This is a genomic window from Sporichthya polymorpha DSM 43042 (genome assembly GCF_000384115.1).
Lineage (GTDB): Bacteria > Actinomycetota > Actinomycetes > Sporichthyales > Sporichthyaceae > Sporichthya > Sporichthya polymorpha.
On the sequence record NZ_KB913029.1, the window covers coordinates 4,171,207 to 4,193,715 of the forward strand.

The window sequence follows — 22,509 nt, forward strand, 5'->3', positions numbered from 1 at the left end:
TCCCGCAATAATCGACCGGATCGGGACAAACATGAGGTTTTGTCCGGTTTGGGCGGGGCGACGGGGAGGCCGGTCCGGGTGCTGGGCAGCGAGCGGCGCACACGCCGCGCGGCGCTGGGCGTGGCCGCGCTCGCCGTCGTCGGGCTGCTCGGTGCCGTCGCGCTGCAGGCCTCACCGGCCACGTCGGAGGCGTCCCGCGCCGCTGCGCCCGAGACCAAGCTCCGCCTGAGCGCCCCCGCCGACACCACGGTCATCCCGGACGCCTACCTGGTCAGCCTCGCCGAGGGCGAGCCGGCCGCGGTCGCCGCCGAGCACGCCGAGTTCGGCGTCACGGTCGACCGTGTCTTCACCCGCGCCCTGCGGGGCTACAGCGCTCGCATGACGGCCGCCCTGGCCCGCCGGGTGGCCGCCGACCCGCGGGTGCGCACCGTGACGCTCGACCGCCGCGTCAGCGCAGCCTCCCAGCTGCTGCCGCCGGGCATCGCGCGCGTCGGCGCCCCGAGCAGCCAGACCCAGGCCGGAGACGGCGCCGGCGACGTGGACGCCGACATCGCGATCCTCGACACCGGCATCGACGTCGACCACCCGGACCTTCACGTGGTCGGCGGCGTCGACTGCGTCTCGGACGGTGCGCTGCTCGGGACGTCCCCGTCCGAGCCGTCCACCGACCCCGCCGGCTACGACGACCCCCGCGGTCACGGCACCCACATCGCCGGCATCGCGGCGGCGCGGGACAACGGCGTCGGCGTCGTGGGCGTCGCGCCGGGAGCGCGGCTGTGGGCGGTGCGCGTCCTCGACTCCGCCGGCAACGGCAGCCTCGGCACCCTGATCTGCGGGATCGAGTGGGTCACCGCCAACGCGGGCACCATCGACGTGGCGAACATGAGTCTGAGCGGCCTCGACCCCGACCTCGGCTGCCGGGACGGCGCCCTGCACGAGGCGATCTGCGGGTCGGTGGCCGCGGGCGTCACGTACACCGTCGCGGCCGGCAACGCCTCCGCCGACGCCGAGGACTACAGCCCCGCCTCCTACGCCGAGGTGGTCACGGTCTCCGCCCTGGCCGACTACGACGGCAAGCCCGGCGGTCTCGGGACCAACCCGCAGCCGCTGGACTGTCTGGGCGAGGACGACGAGTTCGCCGAGTTCTCCAACTACGGCGAGGACGTCGACCTGATCGCGCCGGGAGTCTGCATCCTGTCCACCTGGCACGGCGGCCGCTACGTCGAGCTCACCGGCACCTCGCAGGCCGCGGCGCACGTCGCCGGCGCCGCCGCGATCTACCGCGCCGCGCACCCGTCGGCGACGCCCGCCCAGGTTCGCGCGGCCCTGCTCGCCGCCGCGTCGTCGGACTGGGTGAGCCGGACCGACCCCGACGGCCGCCCCGACCGGCTCCTCGACGTCTCGAAGCTCTAACCGCTGACGAGCAGCGCGACCGGGAGATCGGTCAGCAGCTCGGCGCACCGCACGATGCCGGTGAACTGACGCCCGGTCAGGGCGTCGGTCCAGGTTCCCGGCGGGAGGCTGATCGCGGTGTCGCCGAGACCGCCGGAGCGCTCGAGGGCAACGGTGAGCCGCAGCGCCAGGACCAGCGCTCCGCCCGGGCCGCCGGACGAGCGCAGGTACCCCAGGATGTGGTCGGGGGTGTCGAGCGGCGTGTACTGCGCGCCCGGCCCGAACCACTCGGGGTGCTCGCGGCGCACGCGCAGCGCACGCGAGGTAACGAGCAGCTTCTCCGCGTCGAGGTCCTTCGGCGGGTTCCCGGCGTCGAGCTCGGCGAGGACCGCGCGGCGGGCGTCGATGTCGACGGGCTGTCGGTTGTCGGGGTCGACGAGCGTGAGCGTCTCGAACTCGGCGCCCTGGTAGACGTCGGGGACGCCCGGCATCGTGAGCTGCACGAGCTTCTGACCCAGGCTCACCGCGCGGGCGTGCGGGGCGATCATCCCGACGAACGCCTCGATCGCGGCACGCAGGTTCTCGTCGGCGCAGACGCCCTGGGCGAACGCCTTCACCCCGGCGTCGTAGTCTGCGTCGGGGGAGGTCCACGAGGTGTGGAGCTTCGCCTCCCGGGTTGCTTTCTCCAGATAGGCGACGAGGCGGTCGGCCGAGATCGGCCAGGCCCCGACCAGGGTCTGCCAGAGGAGGTAGTCGGTCGCCGGGTCGGGCCAGCCCTCCCAGGAGCGGTACGCCGCGGCGATCGCCCGCCAGGCAGTGACCGCGCGGCCCCACTCCTCGGGGATCTCGGTGAGCACCGCGAGGCGGGCCCGCACGTCCTCACCGCGCTTGGTGTCGTGCGTCGAGAGCGTGGTCATCGTCTCCGGCCAGTCGGCCGCAAGGCGCGCGCAGAACGCGTGGAACTCCGCGGGCTCGACGCCGGCGCGGTCGGGCGTGCCGCCGACCTCGTTGGCGAAGCCGAGCGGGTACCAACGGTAGAACGCCGTGTCCTCGACGCCCTTCGCCATCACCGGGCCGGTCGTCTGCTGGAAGCGGACGACAAACTCGTCGCGGCGCACGTCGCGGCCGCGGCGCGCGAGGGCGAGGTCGCGGATCAGCTCGACGGTGGCGTGCCGTTCCTCGGGCAGGTTCTGGATCGCGACCGCAGCGGCCGCCTCCAGCTGTCGCTCCGAGACCTCCGGCGCCGGGCCGCCGACGGGGACGTACGCGCGGTAGACGCCCATGGCCACGAGCAGCTCGACGAGGGACTCGTGCAGGCCGCGGCGGGTGTGGTCGCGGAGGTTGATGTCGTCGTGGCAGATGTCGGCGAGCAGCGAGACCAGCCGCTCCACCTCGGCGTAGAGGTGGTCGCGGACGATCGTCCGCTTCGCGTCCTCGACCACCGCGGGGTACGGGGCGGCGTCCTCGTCGCCCTCGGCCGTGATCAGCCGACCCCAGACCTCGGTCAGAGCCTGCAGGCCGTTCGGGTCGGCGAACACGCCCCCTGCGCGCAGCAGCGCGTCGTAGCCGGTCGTGCCGGCGCACGCCCAGTCGCGGGGGAGTTCCTCCTCGGCCTCGAGGATCTTCTCCACGACGACCCAGCAGCCGCCGGTGAGCTCCTGAAGCTTCGTCAGATAGCCGGTCGGGTCGGCGAGACCGTCCGGGTGGTCGATCCGGAGGCCGTGGATCAGACCGTCCTTGACGAGGTCCCCGATCAGCCGGTGCGACTCGTGAAAGACCTCGTCGTTCTCGACCCGGAGCGCGGCGAGGGTGTCGATGTCGAAGAACCGGCGATAGTTGAGTTCCTCGTCGGCCACGCGCCAGTACGCGAGGCGGTACCACTGCCGGTCGAGCAGCGTCGGGAGGTCAAGGTCCTCCGTCCCGGGCCGCACGGGCAGGACGTGGTCGTAGTACCGGATCATGGGTTCCGGCCCCGACCGGTCGAGGGTGATGTCACCGTCGGCCAAGCACTCGCCGATGCGCCGGCCGAGCAGCGGCATCAGGATGGCGCGGTCCGGGACGGTCCAGTCGACGTCGAACCAGCGCGCGAACGGCGAGCCCGGCCCGTCGCGCAGGACCGACCAGAGCGGCGCGTTGAGCGACGCCGGGGTCGGGATCGCCATGTGGTTCGGCACGACGTCGACGACGATGCCGAGGCCGGCCTCGCGCGCCGCGGCGCAGAGCTGGTCGAAGGCCTCGCGGCCGCCGAGGTCGTCGGAGAGGCGGGTGTGGTCGACCACGTCGTAGCCGTGGCCCGACCCGGGCGTCGCCTGCAGGATCGGCGACAGGTACAGGTGGCTGATCCCGAGCGAGGCGAGGTAGTCGACCGCGCGCGCGGCATCGGCGAAGGTGAAGTTTGCGTTGAGCTGCAGACGGTACGTCGCGGTGAGGGGGCCGGGGGTCAGCATCGGCGCAGCACCATCAGTGACCGGTCGATCATCGTGATCTGCTCGCCGCTGCGGTAGGGCTTTCGGCTGCCGACGTCGGGGTCAGCGGTGTCCAGAACGGCCTCCCAGGCCTCGCCGTACGCCTCGGACGGGAGGGTGAACTCCAGCTCCCCGTGGTACGCGTTGAACATCAGGTAGAAGCAGTCGTCGACGACCCGCTCGCCGTGCGAACCCGGCTCGGAGATCGCGCCGCCGTTGAGGAACACCGCGAGCGATTTCGCGAACCCGGCGGTCCAGTCCTGCTCGGTCATGTGCTCGCCGCCGGGGGTGAACCAGGCGATGTCGCCGAGCGGGTCGCCCTGGCCGCGGCCGGCGAAGAACCGGCGGCGACGGAAGACCGGGTGCTCGGAACGCAGTTGGGCGACCGCCCGCGTGAAGGCGAGCAGCTCGGTGTCGATCGAGGCCCAATCGACCCAGGCGATCTCGTTGTCCTGGCAGTAGGTGTTGTTGTTTCCGCGCTGGGTGCGGCTGAGCTCGTCGCCGTGAAGGAGCATCGGAACGCCCTGCGAGAGCATCAACGTCGCGATGAAGTTGCGCTGCTGACGCGCCCTCAGGGCGAGGATGTTCGGGTCGTCCGTCTCACCCTCGACGCCGCAGTTCCAGGAGCGGTTGTGGCTCTCGCCGTCGCGGTTGTCCTCGCCGTTGGCGTGGTTGTGCTTGTCGTTGTACGAGACGAGGTCGCGCAGGGTGAACCCGTCGTGGGCGGTGACGAAGTTGATGCTCGCCCAGGGCCGGCGTCCGTCGTTCTGGTACAGGTCGGACGACCCGGTGAGCCGGGAGGCGAACTCGGCCATGTTGTGCGGCTCGCCGCGCCAGAAGTCGCGCACGTTGTCGCGGTACTGGCCGTTCCACTCGGTCCACAGCGGCGGGAAGTTGCCGACTTGGTACCCGCCCTCGCCGAGGTCCCAGGGCTCGGCGATCAGCTTCACCTGCGACACCACCGGGTCCTGCTGCACGAGGTCGAAGAACGCCGAGAGGCGGTCGACCTCGTGGAACTGGCGCGCCAGGGTCGCCGCGAGGTCGAAGCGGAACCCGTCGACGTGCATCTCGGTGACCCAGTACCGCAGCGAGTCCATGATCATCTGCAGCACGTGGGGGCTGCGCATGTGCAACGTGTTCCCGGTGCCGGTGGTGTCGTAGTAGTACCGGGGGTCGTCGCCGAGGCGGTAGTAGTTCGCGTTGTCGATGCCGCGGAAGGCGAGCGTCGGACCGAGGTGGTTGCCTTCGGCGGTGTGGTTGTAGACGACGTCGAGGATGACCTCGATGCCCGCGCGGTGCAGCGCCTTGACCATGCCGCGGAACTCCTGGACCTGCTGGCCGTCGGTGCCGCGCGAGGCGTAGCCGTTGTGCGGGGCGAAGAACCCGATCGTGTTGTAGCCCCAGTAGTTGCGCAGCCCGCGGTCGGCGAGCGTGTGGTCGTGGACGAACTGGTGCACCGGCATCAGCTCGACGGCCGTGACACCGAGGGACCGCAGGTGGTCGATCATCACCGGGTGCGCGAGGCCGGCGTAGGTGCCGCGGATGCGGCGCGGGATCTCCGGATGGGCGATCGTCAGACCCTTGACGTGAGCCTCGTAGATGACGGTCTCGTGGTACGGGGTCCGCGGGTGTCGGTCGTCGCCCCAGTCGAAGTACGGGTTCGAGACGACGGAGAGCATCGTGTAGCGGGCGCTGTTGGCGGTGTTCCGCTGGTTGTGCGCGTTGAACCGGTACCCGTAGAGAGCCTCGTTCCAGGCGATCTCACCATCGATCGCCTTCGCGTACGGGTCGAGCAGGAGCTTGTTCCGGTTGCACCGGTGCCCGCGGCCGGGGTCGTGCGGGCCGTGGACACGGAACCCGTACCGCTGCCCGGGCTCGATCCCGGGGATGTACGCGTGCCAGACGAAGGCGTCGTGCTCGTTCATGTCGAGGCGGGTCTCGCGGCCGCGCTCGTCGATCAGGCAGAGCTCGACCTTCTGCGCGACCTCGGAGAAGACTGCGAAGTTCGTGCCCGCCCCGTCGTAGGTCGCCCCGAGGGGGTAGGCGCTGCCTGGCCAGATCTCCAGGTCTTCCATCAGTGTGCGGCTCTTCCGATCGGTGGGGTTTCGGCGCGGGGCCGGAACGGCTGGCAAGGCCGTTGTCACGTCATCCTGTCTCACCGGAGGTCCCTACCCCGGATTGCACAGGTGTTATCCCGCGGACTCCCAGCGAGTTGGCGGGTTCGGCGGCGGGGCTCGGAGCATCGCCGGGACGGAGAAACATGGCTCTGACCAGCGCAGTTCCCGATCGGGTCCGCCTCGCGCTGGACCTGCTCGACCTCGGCTGCTCCGAACGGGTGATGGAGGTCGGCTGCGGGCCCGGGGTCGCGGCGGCCGAGGTCTGCGCCCGACTGACCACGGGGTCGCTGGTGGCGACGGACCGGTCGGCGGCCGCGATCGCCCGGACGTCCCGGCGCAACGCCGCCGCGATCGCCGCGGGCCGGATGTCCGTGCGCCAGGTCGCCCTGGCCGACCTTGACCTGCCGGCCGCCTCGGTGGACGTCGCCTTCGCGATCGACGTCAACCTGTTCTGGATCCGCGACCCGGCGCCGGAGCTGGCGGTCCTGCGCCGGGTCCTCCGGCCGGACGGCCGGCTGGTGCTCGTCTTCGGCCACGGGCCGCAGGACCCGGAACGGCTGCTGCCGATCCTGACCGATCGCCTCGCCGCCGGGTTCGCCGACGTGATCGCCCACCGCAGCCCGCTCGGCTTCGGGGCCACGGCTCGCCGGGTCAGCTGATGGCCGCGCCGGTGACGTTGCCGATCGCGTAGGTGATGGCGAGGGCGGCCGAACCGCCGATCAGGACCCGGAGTACCGGGCGGCGCGGGTCGGTGTTGCCCGCCCGGGCCGAGAGCCAGCCGAGCAGGGCGAGCGCTGCGAGCGTCACGGCGACCGTCGTCGGGACGCGGGCGGTGACCGGCGGCAGGGTGATGGCGAGCAGCGGGAGCAGCGCGCCGAGGACGAACGCGACGGCGGACGCGAGCCCCGCGGTGTACGGGTTGATCAGGTCGTCCGGGTCGATGTGGAGCTCGGCCTCCGCGTGCGCCCCGAGCGCGTCGGCCTCGGTCAGCTCTCGCGCCACCGTGCGCGCGGTCTCGGGCCGCAGCCCCTTCTGCTCGTAGATCTCGGCCAGCTCCGCGAGCTCGGCCTCGGGCTGCTCGGCGAGCTCCCGCTTCTCCTGCGCGAGCAGCTCCTGCTCGGCGTCCCGCTGGGAGCTGACCGACACGTACTCACCGAGTGACATCGACACCGCCCCCGCGACCAACCCCGCCAGCCCGGCGGTCAGCAGCGTGGTCCGGTCGGTCGTCGCCCCGGCGACGCCGACGACCAGCCCGGCCTGCGACACGATCCCGTCGTTCGCCCCCAGCACCGCCGCCCGCAGCCGGTTGAGCCGGTCACTGGTCGCCCCGTGCGGGGGATGGGCCTCGCCCGGATGCTCGGTGGCGCTGTCCTCACTCACGGGTCGCAGGCAATCACGCGGCCCGCCGGTAAGGCGAGACTGCGCGCCGGTCGGGTGTGCCGGTCAGGCGACGGCCGTTCGGCGGGAGGTGACGGCGTCGAAGCGGGCGAGGACGGTGGCGACGACCTCGGGGGCGGGGCCGAGGGGGGCGGCGACGGAGTCGGCCCCGGCGGCAAACGCTTCCGCGGAGGCGCGGTCGAGCAGGAGGCCGGGGGCGAGGAACCAGGCTGCGACGTCGACGCGGGTCGCACCGGCGGCGCGGAGGGCGGCGACGCTCTCCCCGACGCCCGGACCGGTGTTGGCGGCATCGGCGACGCGGACGTCCGCGCCGAGCTGACGCCGCCACCGCAGGGCGAGGCGGCGGAGCGCGGCCTTGGCGTCGGCGTCGGTGGTCCCGGCGCAGGCGAGCACGAGCCCGGTCCCGGGGCCGGGGGCGACGCCGGCCGCGTCCGTCACCGCGCGGAGCGCCGCGGGCAGCAGGCGCGGGTCCGGCCCGAGGACGCCGGCGAGCGAGACCCGGGCCCCGGTGCGCGCCGCGCCCTCGGCCAGGGCGGCGGGGACGTCGACCTTGCCGTGAAACGCGTGCCCGAGCAGGAGCGGGACCGCCACGACGGAACCGAGCCCGGTCAGCGCCTCGGCGACCCGGGGGCCGTTGTGATCGAGGTACCCGACCCGCACCGAGAGGTCCGGCCGGGCCGCCCGGGTCGCACCCGCGAGCCGCTCGATGGTCGCGGCGTGCCGGGGGTCCCGGCTTCCGTGGGCGACGAGCAGCAGCGACTCGGGGGTGCCGATCATGAGGGAGTTCGTCCGATCAGATCAGCCCCCGCGCCGACAGCACGGCCCACACGGCGTCGACGGATTCGTCGAGGCTGCGGCCGGCGGTGTCGAGGCGGAGGTCGGCGTTGGTGGGTTCCTCGTACGGGTCGTCGACGCCGGTGAGCCCGGTCATCTGACCCGCCTTCTGCTTCGCGTACAGGCCCTTCACGTCCCGCTCGGCGCAGACCTCGACGGAGGTCGCGACGTGGATGAGCACGAACGGGGTGCCGGCCTTCTCGTGGCGCTCGCGCACGGAGTCGCGCGCCTCGGCGTAGGGCGCGATCACCGGCACCAGGGTGAGCACGTCGTTGCGGGAGAGCACCTCGGCGACGTAGCCGATGCGGCGCACGTTGGTGATCCGGTCCTCGCGGGAGAACCCGAGGTCGGCGGTGAGGACCTGACGGACCTCGTCGCCGTCGAGGATGTCGACCCGGTGGCCCGCCGCCCGCAGCCGCGGCGCGAGCGCCTCGGTGATGGTCGACTTGCCCGCGCCGGACAGCCCGGTCAGCCAGATGGTGGCGCCCGTGGAGGAAGTGCTCATGTGTGCAGCCCGCATTCCGTCTTGGAGGACCCGGACCAACGTCCGGCACGGGAATCCTCTCCCGCCGCGACGCGACGGGTGCACGGACGGCAACCGATGGAGTCGTAGCCGTCCATCAGCAGCGGGTTGAGCAGCACCCCGTGCTCGGCGACGTAAGCGTCGACGTCGGTCTGCGTCCACCGGGCGATCGGGCAGATCTTCACCTTGCCGCGGCTCGCGTCCCACGACACGACGGGCGTGTTCGCCCGCGCCGGGGTCTCGTCCCGACGGATGCCGGTGATCCACGCGTCGTAGTTGCGCATCGCGTTGTTCAGCGGGGCGACCTTGCGCAGCGCGCAGCACTGATCCGGGTCGCGGGCCCACAGGTCCTTCCCGAACGCGATGTCCTGCTGCGCGATGCTGAGCGTCGGTGCGACGTCGAGCACATTGACGTCGTACATCGCGGCCACCGCGTCGCGGGTGCCGATCGTCTCGGCGAAGTGGTAGCCGGTGTTCAGGAAGAGCACGTCGACGCCCGGCTTCACCGCCGAGACCAGGTGCGCGACGACGGCGTCGGCCATCGACGACGTCACCGCGACGCGGTCTCCGAAGGTCTCGGCAGCCCAACGCACGATCTCGGTCGCCGACGCCTCCTCGAGCTCCTTGCCGGCGATGTCGGCGAGGTGCGCGAGGTCGGCGGGTGCCCGCTCGTCCCGGCGGCGCCGGACGCGGGGCGAGGACAGGTCGACGATCGTCATCCGGACACCTCCTCACTGGATCCATTCGATGTGTCCCCGGCCAGGCCGAGGAACTTCAACGCGAACGCGCGTCGGCACGACGCGCACGCCCACTGCCCGTGGGTCTCGAGGGGACGCAGGGTCTCCTCGGCGCAGTACGGGCAGTGGAACGGGACAGCCCGTTCACTCATGGCCCGACTCCCGGCGGCTCAGGCCAGGTCGGCTTCGTCGGCCCGCACGACCCAGGCGGCGAACCGCTCGCCCTCGGTGCGCTGCGCCAGGTAGCGGCGCAGGACGCGCTCGACGTAGTCGTCGAGCTCGGCCGAGGAGACCTTGAGCCCACGGAGTTTCCGGCCGAAGCCGGCGTCGATTCCGAGGCTGCCACCGAGGTGGATCTGGAAGCCCTCGACCATCTCGCCGTCCGGACCGGGGACGAGCACGCCCTTGAGGCCGATGTCCGCGACCTGCGAGCGGGCGCAGGAGTTCGGGCAGCCGTTCATGTTGATCGTGAGCGGGGTGGTGAACTCCGGGATCCGGCGCTCGAGCTCACGCACCAGCGCGCCCGCGCGGCCCTTGGTCTCGACGATCGCGAGTTTGCAGTACTCGATGCCGGTGCAGGCCATCGTCTGGCGGCGGAACGGCGACGGCCGCACCTGCAGGTCGAGTGCCTCCAGCGCGCCCGCGAGGGCTTCGACCTTGTCCTCGGCGACGTCGAGGATGAGCACCTTCTGCTCCGCCGTCAGTCGGACGCGACCGGTGCCGTACTCGTCGGCGAGGTCGGCGATCTTGCTCAGCAGCGTCCCGTTGAGGCGTCCGACGAGCGGGGCGAACCCGACGTAGAAGTTGCCGTCCCGCTGCGCGTGGACGCCGAGGTGGTCGCGGAAGCCGGGGCCGGGGGTCTCCGGCGCGGGTCCGTCGATCAGCTTGCGGTGCAGGTACTCGGTCTCGACGACCTCGCGGAAGCGCTCGACTCCCCAGTCGGCGACGAGGAACTTCAGCCGGGCGCGGTTGCGGAGCCGGCGGTAGCCGTAGTCGCGGAACACCGAGATGACCGCGGCCCAGACGTCGGGGACCTCCTCGAGCGGCACCCACACGCCGAGGCGCTGGGCGAGCATCGGGTTGGTCGAGAGCCCGCCGCCGACCCAGACGTCGAAGCCCGGGCCGTGCTCGGGGTGCACGACGCCGAGAAACGAGAGGTCGTTGACCTCGTGCGCGACGTCCATCGCCGGCGAGCCGGAGACCGCCGACTTGAACTTGCGGGGCAGGTTCGCGAACTCGGGGTCGCCGATGTACCGGCGGACGATCTCGCGGATCGCGGGCGTGCCGTCGACGATCTCGTCGGCCGCGATCCCGGCGACGGGGGAGCCGAGCACGACGCGGGGCGAGTCGCCGCAGGCCTCGAGCGAGGACAGGCCGACCGCCTCGATGCGCTCCCAGATCGCGGGGACGTCCTCGATCCGCACCCAGTGGAGCTGGATGTTCTGACGGTCGGTCACGTCCGCCGTGTCGCGGGCGTAGGTCGTGGAGACCTCGGCGATCGCGCGGAGCTGCTCGCCGGACAGCTGCCCGCCGTCCGAGCGGATGCGCATCATGAAGTACTTGTCGTCGAGCTCGTTGGGGTCGAGGACGGCCGTCTGGCCGCCGCTGATCCCGGGCTTGCGCTGGGTGTAGATGCCCATCCAGCGGAAGCGGCCGCGCAGGTCGTTCGGGTCGATCGAGTCGAAACCCGTGTACTGGTAGCGGTCGAGAATGCGGGCCCGGACGTTGAGCGGGTTGTCGTCCTTCTTGAACTGCTCGTTCGCGTTGAGCGGCTCGCGGTGGCCCAGGGCCCACTGGCCCTGCCCCTTGGCGCGGCCCTGCTTCGGGGCGCGGGAACCGGCGGTGGGCGTGGTGGTGCGGTCGGCGTTCTTCACGGGAAGTCTGGTCCTTCGGCTGACAGCGAGCACGCCGCAACCCCGGACACGCCGCAGCGGGCAGGGCGTGTCGAGAGGGGACCGGCGCGCCCGCGCGGGAAGAGGCGGGGGCGGAGTGGTCAGCCGGCCAGACAGGACATCGTGCAGACGCGGCCGAGGTCGATGTGACGACGCTCGACGAGGGCGATCCGCTCGATGTTCACGCGGTCAGGGTGGCACGAGAACGCGCGAAAACCACGGCGCGTCCAGCATCTGGACACCCGTCTCCGGGGTTGTCAGGACATTTGCAGAAGCGCTTGTCCGGCCAACTCGAAACTCTATCGACTAAGTCCAATTAAAGCAAGGTTCCGGCGCGTCCGGGGGCGTCGGAGACGTGTGCGACACGTGTGGATGGCTACCGTAGGGACATGGCCCGTGGCAGCTCCATGGCCGGGACCGGCCCGGCCGCGCCGCGCCCCCGGCGGGTGTTCTCCGCAGTCGGGCATCTACGGCGGCTCGCCCGGACCACGTTCTCGATCTGTCTGCGTCATCGCGTCACGGGTCTGGCGGCGGAGATCGGCTTCTTCGCGATCCTGTCCCTGCCCCCGCTCGTGCTGGGGCTGGTCGGCACGCTCGGTTACTTCGCGGACGTCATCGGCCCGGACACGGTCGAGGACATCCGCAGCAACATCATCGACCTGTCCCGCGAGGCGCTCTCGGACCAGGCGGTCAGCGACGTCATCGTCCCGACGCTGAACGACGTCCTCGACGGCGGCCGGTTCGACATCGTCTCGCTCGGTTTCCTGCTCGCCCTGTGGTCGGGGTCGCGCGCGCTGAACACGATGATCGACACGATCGCGATCATGTACGGCCTCGGCGGCCACCGCGGGATCATCGCCACCCGGGCGCTGTCGTTCTCGCTCTACATCGTCGGCCTGGTCATCGCGATCGTGCTGGCGCCGCCGATCCTCGCCGGGCCGGACCTGGTCTCCGAGGCGATCCCGGAGCAGGCCCACTGGGTCATGGTCCTGTACTGGCCGCTGGTCATCGTGCTGACGATGGCGTCGCTGACGACCCTGTACTGGATCGCGGTCCCGGTGCCCAACGCGTGGCGCCGCTGCCTCCCGGGTGCGGGCCTGACGCTGGTCGGCTGGCTGCTCGGCAGCTACCTCGTCCGCAAGATCATCGACTGGTCGGTCGGCAGCACGTCGATCTACGGCCCGCTGGCCGCCTCGATCGTCGTGCTGATCTGGCTCTACGTCCTGTCGATCGCGATGCTCATCGGCGCCGCCTTCAACGCCGCGGTCGACCGGCAGTGGCCGCAGCGGCACGACGACCACACCCTGGACGGGATCCCCGTCCTCCGCGCGACGAAGCAGATCACCCCGCCGGCCCCGGTCCCCTCCTCAACCACGGACGCCCCGGAGACCCCGGAGGCACCGGTCGAGGCGGCGGGGGACCCGTCCGCGGACGCCGGCCCGGCGACCGGCGGAAATTCGGGCGACGACGTGACCGTCCTGCCCGTAGTCTTCGGCGAACACACGGCCCCGGCGCAGGACGAGCCCGAGGCCCCGGCACCGGAGGAGGTGAAGCGACATGGCCGTCTCTGAGCGCGCGCTTTCTCGCTCCCTTTCCTCCAACTCAAGGTGCCGCGTTGAATCCGTCTGCCTCTGATCCTGTCTCCACCCCGGTTCCGGACCCCGCGTCCGACCCGGACGTTCTGCTCGCCCTCGGCTGGGGCGCCGACCTCGGCGCCGCCTTCGAGCGCTACCGCGACCCCGCCGTCGTCCCCGCCCGCGTGACGCGGGTGGACCGCGGCCGGTTGCTCGTTCTGACCGCCGCCGGCCCGACCGACGCCCTCCCCACCCCCGGGCTCGCCGCGGAGTCCCGCGACGCCCCCTGCACCGGCGACTGGGTGGTGCTACGGCGGACGCCGGACGGGCCGTCGTTCGTCGACGCCGTCCTGCCCAGGCGCACGTTGCTGACCCGCGCCGTCGCCGGCGGCGAGTCCCAGGCACAGCCGCTCGCGGCGAACGCCGACGCGATCGCGCTGGTCGAGGGCCTCGACCCGACGCCGAGCCTGAGCCGGATCGAGCGCCTGCTCGTCCTGCTCTGGGAGACCGACGCGACGCCGCTGATCGTCCTCACCAAGGCCGACCTCGTCCCGGACCCGTGGGCGATCGCCGACCAGGTCGCGGGCGTCGCGGCCGGCGTCGAGGTTTACGTCGTCAGCTCGGCGACCGGCGACGGCTACGCCGGGCTCGAGCCCTACGTCGGGTTCGGTCGGACGCTCGCGCTGCTCGGCCGCTCGGGTGCGGGGAAGTCCTCGCTGACCAACCGGCTCACCGGCGCCGACCTCGCGACGCAGTCGATCCGTGAGGACGGCCGCGGGCGGCACACCACCGTCCGTCGCGAGCTGGTGGCGGTCCCGGGCGGTGGGGCGGTCCTCGACACCCCGGGGCTCCGAGCCGCCGGGCTGTGGTCCGCCGAGGAGGGGGTCGAGCGCGTCTTCGGCGACATCGAGGCCCTCGCCTCGGAGTGCCGGTTCGGCGACTGCGGCCACGAGTCCGAACCGGGCTGCGCCGTCCAGGCGGCGCTGGCCGACGGCCGCCTCGAGGATCGTCGCTGGCAGAGCTACCGCAAGCTGCTCCGCGAGGCGGAGTGGATCGCCTCCCGCACCGACCACCGCCTCCGGCAGGAGCGGACCAAGGCGTGGAAGCAGATCCACCTCGAGATGCGCCGGAACCCCAAGCCGGGTCGCTGACCGATCCGGCCCCGCGCCCGCCCCGAATCCCGTAGCCGGACCGTAAGGCCGCGAGCGGGTCCGGGGCGGGTCCGGCGTGTCAGGCTGGCTGGGAAGTCGGAAGTGGTCGAGGGGACGTCGGGTGACGCTGCGGGCACGGGCGGAAGGGGCGGCCGGGGGAGTCCTGGCCGCCTTCGCCGGTGTCGGCACGGCCGAGGGGGTCGCGACCGCGATCGCGGGGCCCTCCCCCGTGGTCGCGGTCGGGACGTGGGCGATCGACACCTCCCCGGCCTGGCTCCGCGAGTGGGCGATCCGGACCTTCGGCGTCGACGACAAGCAGGTCCTGGTCGCGGGGATGCTGGCGACGATCGCGCTCCTCGCCGCCGTCGCCGGCGCGGTCGGGGTGACCCGCCGTGCGCTCGCCGTCGGGATGTCCATCGGGGTGGGGCTGGTCGGCGTCCTCGCCGTGGCGACCTTCCGCGGTGTCGACGACCCGGCGCTGGTGCGCGTCACGCCGGCGCTGGTCGCGCTGATCGTGAGCACCGGGGGACTGATCCTCCTGCTCGGGGCGCTGGACCGGGCGGAGGCCGGCGAGACGCCGCCGGTCGAACCCGCGTCGGTCGGCCTCGGGGCGCGGGTGACGCCGCGCGCACCCGTGGTCGCGGTCGACGAACCCCAACGGCCGGCGGTCATGATCCCGACCCGGCGGCCGCTCGCCCTCGCGGCGGGGCTCGACCGGCGGACCTTCCTCACCGCGGCGGGCGGGGTGGCCGCCGTCGGCGTCGCGGGCGGAGCGCTGTGGAAGTTCGGCGAGGAGAGCTACGCGACGTCCGGGCTGTTCGCCCTGCCCCGGCCGGCGAGCCCGGCCCCGCCGGTGCGGCGCGCCGACTTTTCCATCCCCGGCCTGACGCCGTACTTCACGCCGAACGACGACTTCTACCGGATCGACACCGCGCTCGTGGTCCCGCGGCTGAGCCACGAGACCTGGAAGCTGACGATCACGGGGATGGTGGATCGCCCCGTCACGCTGACCTTCGACGACCTGCTGACGGCGCCGCTGATCGAACGGGACGTCACGCTGATGTGCGTCTCGAACGAGGTCGGCGGCTACTACAACGGCACCGCGCGCTGGCTCGGGGTGCGGGTCGCGGACGTGCTCGCCTCCGTCGGGATCCGGCCCGAGGCGGAAGCGGTGAAGTCGACCTCGGCCGACGGCTGGACCTGCGGGACTCCGTTGTCGGCGCTGACCGACCCGAGCCGGGACGCGATGTTCGCGATCGGGATGAACGGCCAGCCGCTGCCGGTCGACCACGGCTTCCCGGTGCGGATGGTGGTCCCCGGTCTGTACGGGTTCGTCTCCGCGACGAAATGGCTGACCAAGTTCGAGGTGACGCGTTTCGACGAGTTCGAGGCGTACTGGACCTCGCGCGGGTGGTCGGAGCAGGCGCCGGTCAAGACGCAGTCGCGCATCGAGCTCCCCACGCCGTACAGCGATGTCGCGGCCGGGTCGACGCAGCTCGCCGGCATGGCCTGGGCCGTGCACCGGGGCGTGCGCAAGGTCGAGGTGCTGATCGACGGCGAGCCGTACGTCGCCGAGCTCGCGCCGTGGGACAACCCGGACACGTGGCGGCAGTGGCGGCTGCGCGGCTGGGAGGCGACCCCCGGCGACCACACGATCGCGGTCCGGGCGACCGACGCCTCGGGCGAGGTGCAGACCGCGAAGAGGGCGCGCCCGGACCCTGACGGCGCGACCGGCTGGCACACCGTCCGGCTCACCGTGCCCGATTCGGCCCGATAGCGGGCCCGGTAGCCGGCCCGATGGTGCAGTTGAGCACCGGTCCCCGCCCTGAGACCGGTGCTCAACTGCGCCATCGGTACTGCTGACGGTGCGTCAGGTCAGCCTAGGGTTGGCCGACGGTCTCGATCGTGGCCGCGTCGGCGTCGTCCGCGGTGGCGGCGGCGAGGAGCAGACCACCGGCCATCAGCACCGTCGCGGTGATCCCGATGACGCCGTTGCGGCGCCACCCCGTCGGCACCAGCGGCACGGCTGAGCGGCGGTAGTACCGGTCATCTCCGAACATGTTCCATCCCCCGAGTAGGCCGGTGCGGCCGGCGCCGTAGGGAACATCGGCACCGGCCGCGCCGGACTTGATCACACCGTCCGGGTCCCCCCGAATCGCGGACGGTGAAGGGACGGACCGGTCCCCCCGAACCCGGTCCTTCCCGGCATCGGCCACTCGCTCCGGCCGCGGCCGTTGGCCGTCGGCAGGATCTCGAGCGGTCCGGTGCTCGTGGGCGTGATGTCGGTCGGTTCGTTGCTGGAGCGGGTGCTCGCCGGAGTCGTCATCGCATCCCCCCGGATGTCGGACTTCGGTTCGGCCTGACGTGCGACGACGTCAGGTCTATCGACCCACCCCGGCACCTGTCCGAATGGAAACCCCCGTCCGGGTAGGCGATATCGGGACAGTCGGGGTGAGTCAGGTGCGCGCGAAGGCGTCGCGCGGGGCGCCGCTCGAGGAATGGGGGCGGGCTACGGCTCGAAGCGGCCGAACGTCCATCCGGTGACGTGGCTGAGCCGGCCGCGCCAGAGTCCGCCGGCGAGTTCCTGGTGGTGGTGTGCGCCGAGGACCACGGCGCGAGCCAGGTGGATGGTGGTCGGCAGGGCCTGGGCGGGGGCTTCCTCGTCCTCGAGCGAACCCGTCGCGTCGCGGATGAGGGCGTCGCCGAGGGCGTCGTCGGCGAGCATGCCGAAGACGTTGGCCATGCCGTCAGCGCCCGTTCCGCTGCCCTCGACGAGCAGGCCGCGGACCTCGCGGAGCCACACCCACGCGGGGACGAGGTCGCCGCTGACCACCAGCCCGCCGACGGTGAGCGTGATCGAGACCGAGGTCTCCGGGTCGGCGGAGGAGTTCGAGGCCTGGACCAGGACGGCCAGGAGGAGATCCGCGTCGTTGCTGGTGGTCACCCGCGCGACGGTACCCGCCGCAGCTCAGGCGTCCCGTGGGGCGTACATGATCACCGCGACGCCGAGCAGGCAGAGGCCGGCGCCGATCAGGTCCCAGCGGTCGGGCCTGAAGCCGTCGAGGGTCATGGCCCAGGCGAGTGATCCCGCGACGAACACGCCGCCGTAGGCCGCGAGGATCCGGCCGAAGTTCGGGTCGGGCTGCAGGGTGGCGACGAAACCGTAGAGGCCGAGGGCGACGACGCCGAGGCCGGCCCACACCCAGCCCTTGTGCTCGCGGACGCCCTGCCACACCAGCCAGGCGCCGCCGATCTCGGCGACGGCGGCGAAGACGAACAGGCCGATCGAGCGCAGGGTGTCCATGGGCCCATTCTTCGCGGGCCTCCTGGTGCGGTCGCCGACCGGCCGGAGCTACGGTGTGCGCCGAGGGTCGAGCCGTTCCGTTTTGCGCGGGAGCCGCCGACCCATGACCGCCGATCCGTCCCGGACGCCGGAGCGTCCGCCGTCATGGTGGGTCGCCACCGATCAGGGCGTCGTCCTCGCGGGGCCGTACGACGACTGGCCCCGGGCGCTGGTCGGGCACGCCCGGGCGGTGGCGCGGATCCGGCAGGCGCTGGAGCGCGAGCAGCGGCCGCCGTGCTTCGTCGCGGAGCGGTGCCTCGCCGTCGCGCCCCGGTGGGGTGTGCTGTCCGGGGCGTGGCAGCACTTCGAACCGCTCGGCGACTGAGCGCCGGCCAGGAGGGACTGAGGCCTCGTCAGCGACGTTCGGGTAGGGCTAAGGTCGCGCCACGCGTACCACCTCGACGATGAGGGGCCCGGAGATGACGCTCACGTCCCCGCAGGTGCACACGGACCGCAGCCCCGCGTTCGACGCGGCGACGGTGTGCGAGGCGTTCCAGACCACGGTGCGGCTCCACGGCGAGGCGCCGGCCCTGCGGGCGGTAGGCGATCCGGCGGCACTGACGTGGACCGAGTACGGCAAGCGCGTGGAGCGCATCGCCGGGGGCCTGGCGCAGCGCGGTGTGCGGCGGGGCGACACCGTCGGGTTGATGCTGCGCAACCGTCCGGAGTTCCACCTGCTCGACATGGCGGTCCTGCACCTGGGGGCGACGCCGTTCTCGATCTACAACACGTCCTCGCCGGAGCAGATCGCATACCTGTTCTCGAACGCGGGCAACCGGATCGTCGTCACCGAGCGGGAGTTCGCGGGGTCGGTGCGGGCGGCGGGTGGGGACGTCGAAATCCTCCTGATCGAGGACGAGCTGCCGGACGCACCGCACCGGGACTTCGAGGCCTCGTGGCGCGCGGTGGAGCCGAGCGACCTCGCGACGCTGATCTACACCTCCGGCACGACCGGGCCGCCGAAGGGCGTGCAGCTCTCGCACGCGAATCTGATGGCCGCCCTGCAGGGGTGCTGCGGGACGTTGCCGCTGCAGCCCCGCGGCCGGCTGGTGTCGTACCTGCCGTGCGCGCACATCGCGGACCGGTTCCTGGCGTACTACATCGGGATCGCGACGGGGTCGTCGATCACGTCGGTCGACGACCCGAAGGGTGTGCTCGCCGGCCTCGTCGACGCGCGGCCGACGAGCTGGCTCGCCGTCCCGCGGATCTGGGAGAAGATCCGCGCGGCGCTGGAGGCCAAGGGCCTGACGAACCCGGCCGCGCTGCCGGAGGAGGTCAAGGCCGCGACCCGCGCCGGCCTCGGGCTCGACCAGGCGGACTGGGTGCTCTCGGGTGCCGCCCCGATCGCGCCGGAGACGCTGGAGTACCTGATGGCGCTGGGCCTTCCGGTCGTCGAGGGGTGGGCGATGTCGGAGACGGCGTGCGCCGGCACGGTGAACCCGCTCGGCGCGGTGCGGGTCGGTTCGGTCGGTCGGCCGATGCACCTGCTCGAGACGAAGCTCGCCGACGACGGCGAACTGCTCGTGCGTGGGCCGAACATCATGGTCGGTTACCGCAACGACCCGGAACGCACGGCCGAGGCGATCGACCCGGACGGGTGGCTGCGCACCGGCGACATCGCGGAGATCGACGACGCGGGCTACGTGCGCATCGTCGACCGCAAGAAGGAGCTGATCATCAACGCCGCCGGCAAGAACATGTCGCCGGCGAACATCGAGCAGAAGCTCAAGGCGTCCAGTCCGTTGATCGGCCAGGCCTGCGTGATCGGGGACGGGCGGCCGTACAACGTCGCGTTGCTGGTCCTGGATCCCGACGCCTCCGCCGCGCACGCCGCGGCTTGTGGGCTCGACCCGTCCCCGGCGGTGGTTTCGGAGGACCCCGGGACGCTGGAGCTGATCACCGCCGCGGTCGACGCCGCCAACGCGCGGTTGAGCCGCGTGGAGCAGATCAAGAACTTCACGGTCCTGCCGGTGGATTGGCTGCCGGACGGGGACGAACTGACCCCGACGATGAAGCTGAAGCGGCGGGGAGTGGCGGCCAAGTACGCGTCGGAGATCGAGGCGCTGTACGGGTGAGGACTACTGGGGTGACGGTGGGTCAGAAAGTAGTGACAGTAGGGACTAATGAGGTCTTGACAGCACTAGAACATGTGTTCGAATGCGGGTAGAATCGTGGTATGTCCGCAGGGGTGGGGATGCATCCGGCACTGGGACTGGTCGCCAGTGCTGTGGAGGACGTCCGCAAGGTCGCGGCGATGCTCACCGCGGACGAGGTCTGGACGCTCACCGACGCTGATCTGGAACTGATGGTCCGGGCGCAGTCCGAACTCGACTCCGCGGTCGCGGCGGTCGGGGTGCGGGCGGTGCGGGAGGCCGATGTCCGCGGGCTTTCTCTGCAGGACGGGAAGATCTCGACCGCGGTCTGGCTGGGACAGAAGCTGAACCTGCACCCGGCCGAAGCGCGGCAGCGCGTCAAGGACGCCGACATCCTCTCCCGCAAGGGCACCGCCACCGTCGAAGCTCTCGCCGACGGCAAGCTCAACCGGGACCAGGCCCGGGCAGTCGCGCGGAGCCTGCGCAAGATCGAACCGGTCGGCTCCGCCTCGGAGCTCGCGAAGGCGGAGACGTTCCTGCTGGCCAAGTCCCACGGGGCGGACCCCGGGGCGATCCTGCGCCTGGGCAAGCACATCGAAGAGGTCATCGACGAGGACGGCAAACCCCCGGCACCGGACCCGGACGACCCGACCGGTGACGCGCCGGCAGAGTCCAAGCGGGCGGCCCGCGCGCAGCGCAAGCGGTCGCTCACCATCACCGACCTCGGCAACGGGTCGCACCGCATCCGCGGCGAGCTGACTGACGAGGTCGCCGCCCTGGTCAAAGCCGCGCTCGACCCGCTGGCCGCCCCGCGACCCGCGGTGAACGGCGTCCGGGATGAACGCAGCGCGCCGCAGCGCCGCCACGATGCGCTCGGGGACGTGTTCCGCCAGTTCCTGCGCTTCGGGGATCTGCCCCCGTCCCACGGCGTGCGTCCGCACCTGCACGTGACCGCGAGCGTGGAGACGATGGCCGGAGACACCGGGCACCCCTTCGCCCGCACCGCCACCGGTGAGGATCTGGACATCGCGACCGTGCAGCGGATCGCCTGCGACGCCGGGATCACCCCGATCGTGGCGAACACCCTCGGAGTGCCGCTGGCGATGGGCCGCGAGGTCCGCACCGCCACCCCGGCCCAGTGGGCCGCGCTGGTCGCCCGGGACATCGGGTGCATCGGCGAGGGATGTACCCGCCCGGCGGCGTGGTGCGAAGCGCACCATATTGAGTGGTGGGACCGGGACGACGGCCCGACCGACGTCGACAAGATGGCCCTGGTCTGCTCCCACGAACACTATCTGATCCGATCATCACCGCGCAGAGACCCACCGCAACCACTGACCGCGTTGCAAGGGAAGGGCTGGGGCGTGCGGATGGCCGAGGACGGCCACCCCGAAATGATCCCCCCGAAGTGGGTTGATTCCGAACAGAAGCCAAGACGCAACGCGCACTGGCAACTCATCCGCGACGGCCTCAAGGTTCCGCCCGAGGATCCGGATCCACCGTCACCGGAATCGCCCCGCCGCGAGTAGCCCCGCCCTGCCGGCGTTGTGTCCGAAGAAGTGGTCGCTATTGCAGCCACATCGTCGGACGTAACGGCACGCCTACGCGAGGATCTCGACGCTGATGCGGGTGGCGAGCTCGTCGACCTCGGCGAGGGCGGGGGAGCCCCTGGTCAGGCCGGTGCCGGTGGTGACGAGGACGAGCCCTTCGCGCTGCAGTTGCGGCGGGAAGATGCCGTGGACGACCTGGGTGAGGGTCGGACGGCGGAGTCCTTCGCGGGGTCCGCGGGTCGGGCGCAGGCACCGGACGGCGGGGCCGGCCGGGAGCTGCTCGCGGTTGACGACTGCGCGGCGGTTGCGCTTGGCGAGGGCGGCGGAGAAGGCCTCGACGGTGAACGGGTCGTCGGGCCCGTCGGGGACGAGCAGCTGGAGCTCGGCGGTCATGGCGGGCGGTGCGTCCGGGCTGGTGAGCCGGAAGAGGGCGTGGATCCAGGTGCGGGTCTGGCAGTCCCGCGCGCGGGCGGCGAGGACGGCGGCGGTGTCGGCGATCGCGCCCGGCGTCGCGCGGACCGGGGCGGCGGCGTCCCAGAACTGCTGGGCGGTCTCGGCGGCCCAGGGTCCGGGGTCGGTGCCGACGGCGGGGATCGGGACCCAACCGGCCGGGGCGTCGATCCACACGGTGTACCGGGGTCGAGCCTCTGACACTGGTCCTCCTGGTCGCGTTGCTGTTCCCGCAACATCCGTTGCCGCGTGCCGGTGCGGTTCCTACCGTCAACGGCATGAGCACCCATCATGGCGAGGCGCCGGAGAGCTACGACACCGCGGAGTCCTGGGACGCCCGGTACGGCGAGGTCGAGCAGCGGTGGAGCGGCCGCGCGAACTCCGCGCTCGTCGACCTCGTGTCCGACCTGCCGCCCGGCCGCGTCCTCGACGTCGGGTGCGGCGAAGGCGCCGACGCCATCTGGCTTGCTGCGCGCGGGTGGGATGTCACCGCCCTCGACATCTCCGGGGTCGCGATCGCGCGGGCCCGGGAGAAGGCCGGCGACCTGCCGGTCACCTGGGTGGTGGCGGACCTCGCCGAGAACCCGCCGCCGGGCCCGTTCGACCTCGTCTCGCTCCAGTACCCGGCACTGCGCAAGGACTCCGCCGACGGCTCGCTGTTGGGCACGATCCTCGGCCTCGTGGCCCCAGGCGGCCGCCTCCTGGTCGTCGGCCACGACCTGGCCGCCGTCCGTGCCCACAACCGACTGCCGGAAGGCATGGACCCCGACGACTACCTGCTGCCGGCCGACTTCGCCGCTGCTGTGGACGCGGGCTGGACCGTCGAGACCCGTGGCCTCCGCCCCCGCCGACAACCACCCGGCTACGACGGCCCCGACATCCCCGACGACGTCCTGCTCTCGCGCCGCGACTGACCCGGGAAATGCGACAGCCCCGGTCGAGGACCGGGGCTGACTGCATCTTCCTGGTGGGCGTCGCAGGCTTGAATTT

The 22,509-nt window shown here is 72.1% G+C and carries 21 protein-coding genes; 9 read left to right on the top strand and 12 right to left on the bottom strand.

Features of this window, described 5'->3' with window-relative positions:
- Positions 1-78: 78 nt before the first annotated feature.
- Positions 79-1,413, top strand: coding sequence for a S8 family serine peptidase (locus SPOPO_RS0120310; RefSeq protein WP_019876880.1), 1,335 nt, complete (start codon positions 79-81; stop codon positions 1,411-1,413).
- Here SPOPO_RS0120310 and treY read toward each other — a convergent pair.
- Together treY and glgX are read right to left on the bottom strand one after the other, a co-directional pair.
- The gene (gene treY / locus SPOPO_RS0120315; RefSeq protein ID WP_019876882.1) at positions 1,410-3,839 is read right to left on the bottom strand and encodes a malto-oligosyltrehalose synthase; all 2,430 of its coding nucleotides are present in this window, start codon (positions 3,837-3,839) and stop codon (positions 1,410-1,412) included. The genes SPOPO_RS0120310 and treY overlap by 4 nt on opposite strands.
- Positions 3,833-5,923 carry a glycogen debranching protein GlgX gene (glgX, locus tag SPOPO_RS0120320; protein ID WP_028984957.1) on the bottom strand — a complete coding sequence of 697 codons (2,091 nt, stop codon included), beginning with the start codon at positions 5,921-5,923 and terminating at the stop codon, positions 3,833-3,835. The genes treY and glgX overlap by 7 nt, the downstream gene beginning before the upstream one ends.
- A gap of 194 nt (positions 5,924-6,117) precedes the next feature.
- On the opposite strand from glgX, the gene SPOPO_RS30770 reads away from it, so the two are divergent.
- Positions 6,118-6,633, top strand: a complete 516-nt coding sequence (locus SPOPO_RS30770; protein ID WP_019876884.1) for a class I SAM-dependent methyltransferase — start codon at positions 6,118-6,120, stop codon at positions 6,631-6,633.
- On the opposite strand, the gene SPOPO_RS0120330 is transcribed toward SPOPO_RS30770, so the two are convergent.
- The 6 genes from SPOPO_RS0120330 to SPOPO_RS0120350 form a co-directional block, all read right to left on the bottom strand.
- Complete coding sequence (locus SPOPO_RS0120330; protein ID WP_019876885.1) at positions 6,626-7,354, bottom strand: VIT1/CCC1 transporter family protein; 729 nt, start codon at positions 7,352-7,354, stop codon at positions 6,626-6,628. The two genes, SPOPO_RS30770 and SPOPO_RS0120330, sit on opposite strands and share 8 nt — an antisense overlap.
- Positions 7,355-7,417: 63 nt before the next feature.
- On the bottom strand, positions 7,418-8,149 hold the full coding sequence (locus tag SPOPO_RS0120335) for a sirohydrochlorin chelatase (RefSeq protein WP_019876886.1): 732 nt from the start codon (positions 8,147-8,149) through the stop codon (positions 7,418-7,420).
- 16 nt (positions 8,150-8,165) lie between these two features.
- Positions 8,166-8,711: an adenylyl-sulfate kinase gene (cysC, locus tag SPOPO_RS0120340; protein ID WP_019876888.1), complete on the bottom strand. Its 546-nt coding sequence runs from the start codon at positions 8,709-8,711 to the stop codon at positions 8,166-8,168.
- The gene (locus SPOPO_RS0120345; RefSeq protein WP_019876889.1) at positions 8,708-9,448 is read right to left on the bottom strand and encodes a phosphoadenylyl-sulfate reductase; all 741 of its coding nucleotides are present in this window, start codon (positions 9,446-9,448) and stop codon (positions 8,708-8,710) included. The genes cysC and SPOPO_RS0120345 overlap by 4 nt, the downstream gene beginning before the upstream one ends.
- Positions 9,445-9,618 (bottom strand): transposase, encoded by a 174-nt coding sequence (locus SPOPO_RS34490; RefSeq protein WP_156870085.1) that lies wholly within the window; start codon positions 9,616-9,618, stop codon positions 9,445-9,447. Before SPOPO_RS34490 ends, SPOPO_RS0120345 begins: the two co-directional genes overlap by 4 nt.
- Before the next feature lie 18 nt (positions 9,619-9,636).
- Positions 9,637-11,340 carry a nitrite/sulfite reductase gene (locus SPOPO_RS0120350; RefSeq protein WP_019876890.1) on the bottom strand — a complete coding sequence of 568 codons (1,704 nt, stop codon included), beginning with the start codon at positions 11,338-11,340 and terminating at the stop codon, positions 9,637-9,639.
- Between the two features lie 407 nt (positions 11,341-11,747).
- On the opposite strand from SPOPO_RS0120350, the gene SPOPO_RS35320 reads away from it, so the two are divergent.
- The 3 genes from SPOPO_RS35320 to SPOPO_RS0120370 all read left to right on the top strand — a co-directional run bounded on the left by SPOPO_RS35320 (position 11,748) and on the right by SPOPO_RS0120370 (position 15,860).
- A complete protein-coding gene (locus SPOPO_RS35320) occupies positions 11,748-12,929 on the top strand; it encodes a YihY/virulence factor BrkB family protein (RefSeq protein ID WP_211210934.1) in 1,182 nt (393 codons plus the stop codon).
- Between the two features lie 110 nt (positions 12,930-13,039).
- Positions 13,040-14,083: a ribosome small subunit-dependent GTPase A gene (gene rsgA, locus SPOPO_RS0120365; protein WP_033386983.1), complete on the top strand. Its 1,044-nt coding sequence runs from the start codon at positions 13,040-13,042 to the stop codon at positions 14,081-14,083.
- Between the two features lie 121 nt (positions 14,084-14,204).
- Complete coding sequence (locus SPOPO_RS0120370) at positions 14,205-15,860, top strand: molybdopterin-dependent oxidoreductase (protein ID WP_019876893.1); 1,656 nt, start codon at positions 14,205-14,207, stop codon at positions 15,858-15,860.
- 103 nt (positions 15,861-15,963) lie between these two features.
- On the opposite strand, the gene SPOPO_RS0120375 is transcribed toward SPOPO_RS0120370, so the two are convergent.
- The 3 genes from SPOPO_RS0120375 to SPOPO_RS30780 form a co-directional block, all read right to left on the bottom strand.
- The gene (locus SPOPO_RS0120375; protein ID WP_019876896.1) at positions 15,964-16,218 is read right to left on the bottom strand and encodes a hypothetical protein; all 255 of its coding nucleotides are present in this window, start codon (positions 16,216-16,218) and stop codon (positions 15,964-15,966) included.
- Between the two features lie 374 nt (positions 16,219-16,592).
- Positions 16,593-17,027, bottom strand: coding sequence for a hypothetical protein (locus SPOPO_RS0120385; protein WP_019876898.1), 435 nt, complete (start codon positions 17,025-17,027; stop codon positions 16,593-16,595).
- Positions 17,028-17,051: 24 nt separating this feature from the next.
- A complete protein-coding gene (locus SPOPO_RS30780; protein WP_019876899.1) occupies positions 17,052-17,387 on the bottom strand; it encodes a YnfA family protein in 336 nt (111 codons plus the stop codon).
- A gap of 103 nt (positions 17,388-17,490) precedes the next feature.
- Here SPOPO_RS30780 and SPOPO_RS0120395 point away from each other — a divergent pair, with 103 nt between their 5' ends.
- The 3 genes from SPOPO_RS0120395 (at position 17,491) to SPOPO_RS0120405 (ending at position 21,048) form a co-directional block, all read left to right on the top strand.
- Positions 17,491-17,751, top strand: a complete 261-nt coding sequence (locus SPOPO_RS0120395; protein WP_019876900.1) for a hypothetical protein — start codon at positions 17,491-17,493, stop codon at positions 17,749-17,751.
- Positions 17,752-17,845: 94 nt separating this feature from the next.
- Entirely contained in the window at positions 17,846-19,501 is a 1,656-nt protein-coding gene (locus SPOPO_RS0120400; protein ID WP_019876901.1) for an AMP-dependent synthetase/ligase, read from the top strand.
- A gap of 101 nt (positions 19,502-19,602) precedes the next feature.
- Positions 19,603-21,048, top strand: a complete 1,446-nt coding sequence (locus SPOPO_RS0120405) for an HNH endonuclease signature motif containing protein (RefSeq protein WP_245541733.1) — start codon at positions 19,603-19,605, stop codon at positions 21,046-21,048.
- Between the two features lie 72 nt (positions 21,049-21,120).
- On the opposite strand, the gene SPOPO_RS0120410 is transcribed toward SPOPO_RS0120405, so the two are convergent.
- Entirely contained in the window at positions 21,121-21,723 is a 603-nt protein-coding gene (locus SPOPO_RS0120410; RefSeq protein WP_156870089.1) for a hypothetical protein, read from the bottom strand.
- 74 nt (positions 21,724-21,797) lie between these two features.
- On the opposite strand from SPOPO_RS0120410, the gene SPOPO_RS0120415 reads away from it, so the two are divergent.
- On the top strand, positions 21,798-22,433 hold the full coding sequence (locus SPOPO_RS0120415; protein WP_019876904.1) for a class I SAM-dependent methyltransferase: 636 nt from the start codon (positions 21,798-21,800) through the stop codon (positions 22,431-22,433).
- Positions 22,434-22,509: the final 76 nt, after the last annotated feature.

Bases quoted from the DNA above. Each gene is read 5' to 3' on its own strand.
- treY (WP_019876882.1), bottom strand. From the start codon at position 3,839: ATGCTGACCCCCGGCCCCCTCACCGCGACGTACCGTCTGCAGCTCAAC.
- SPOPO_RS30770 (WP_019876884.1), top strand. From the start codon at position 6,118: ATGGCTCTGACCAGCGCAGTTCCCGATCGGGTCCGCCTCGCGCTGGAC.
- SPOPO_RS0120335 (WP_019876886.1), bottom strand. From the start codon at position 8,149: ATGATCGGCACCCCCGAGTCGCTGCTGCTCGTCGCCCACGGAAGCCGG.
- cysC (WP_019876888.1), bottom strand. From the start codon at position 8,711: ATGAGCACTTCCTCCACGGGCGCCACCATCTGGCTGACCGGGCTGTCC.
- SPOPO_RS0120345 (WP_019876889.1), bottom strand. From the start codon at position 9,448: ATGACGATCGTCGACCTGTCCTCGCCCCGCGTCCGGCGCCGCCGGGAC.
- SPOPO_RS34490 (WP_156870085.1), bottom strand. From the start codon at position 9,618: ATGAGTGAACGGGCTGTCCCGTTCCACTGCCCGTACTGCGCCGAGGAG.
- SPOPO_RS35320 (WP_211210934.1), top strand. From the start codon at position 11,748: ATGGCCCGTGGCAGCTCCATGGCCGGGACCGGCCCGGCCGCGCCGCGC.
- SPOPO_RS30780 (WP_019876899.1), bottom strand. From the start codon at position 17,387: ATGGACACCCTGCGCTCGATCGGCCTGTTCGTCTTCGCCGCCGTCGCC.
- SPOPO_RS0120395 (WP_019876900.1), top strand. From the start codon at position 17,491: ATGACCGCCGATCCGTCCCGGACGCCGGAGCGTCCGCCGTCATGGTGG.
- SPOPO_RS0120400 (WP_019876901.1), top strand. From the start codon at position 17,846: ATGACGCTCACGTCCCCGCAGGTGCACACGGACCGCAGCCCCGCGTTC.
- SPOPO_RS0120405 (WP_245541733.1), top strand. From the start codon at position 19,603: ATGTCCGCAGGGGTGGGGATGCATCCGGCACTGGGACTGGTCGCCAGT.
- SPOPO_RS0120415 (WP_019876904.1), top strand. From the start codon at position 21,798: ATGAGCACCCATCATGGCGAGGCGCCGGAGAGCTACGACACCGCGGAG.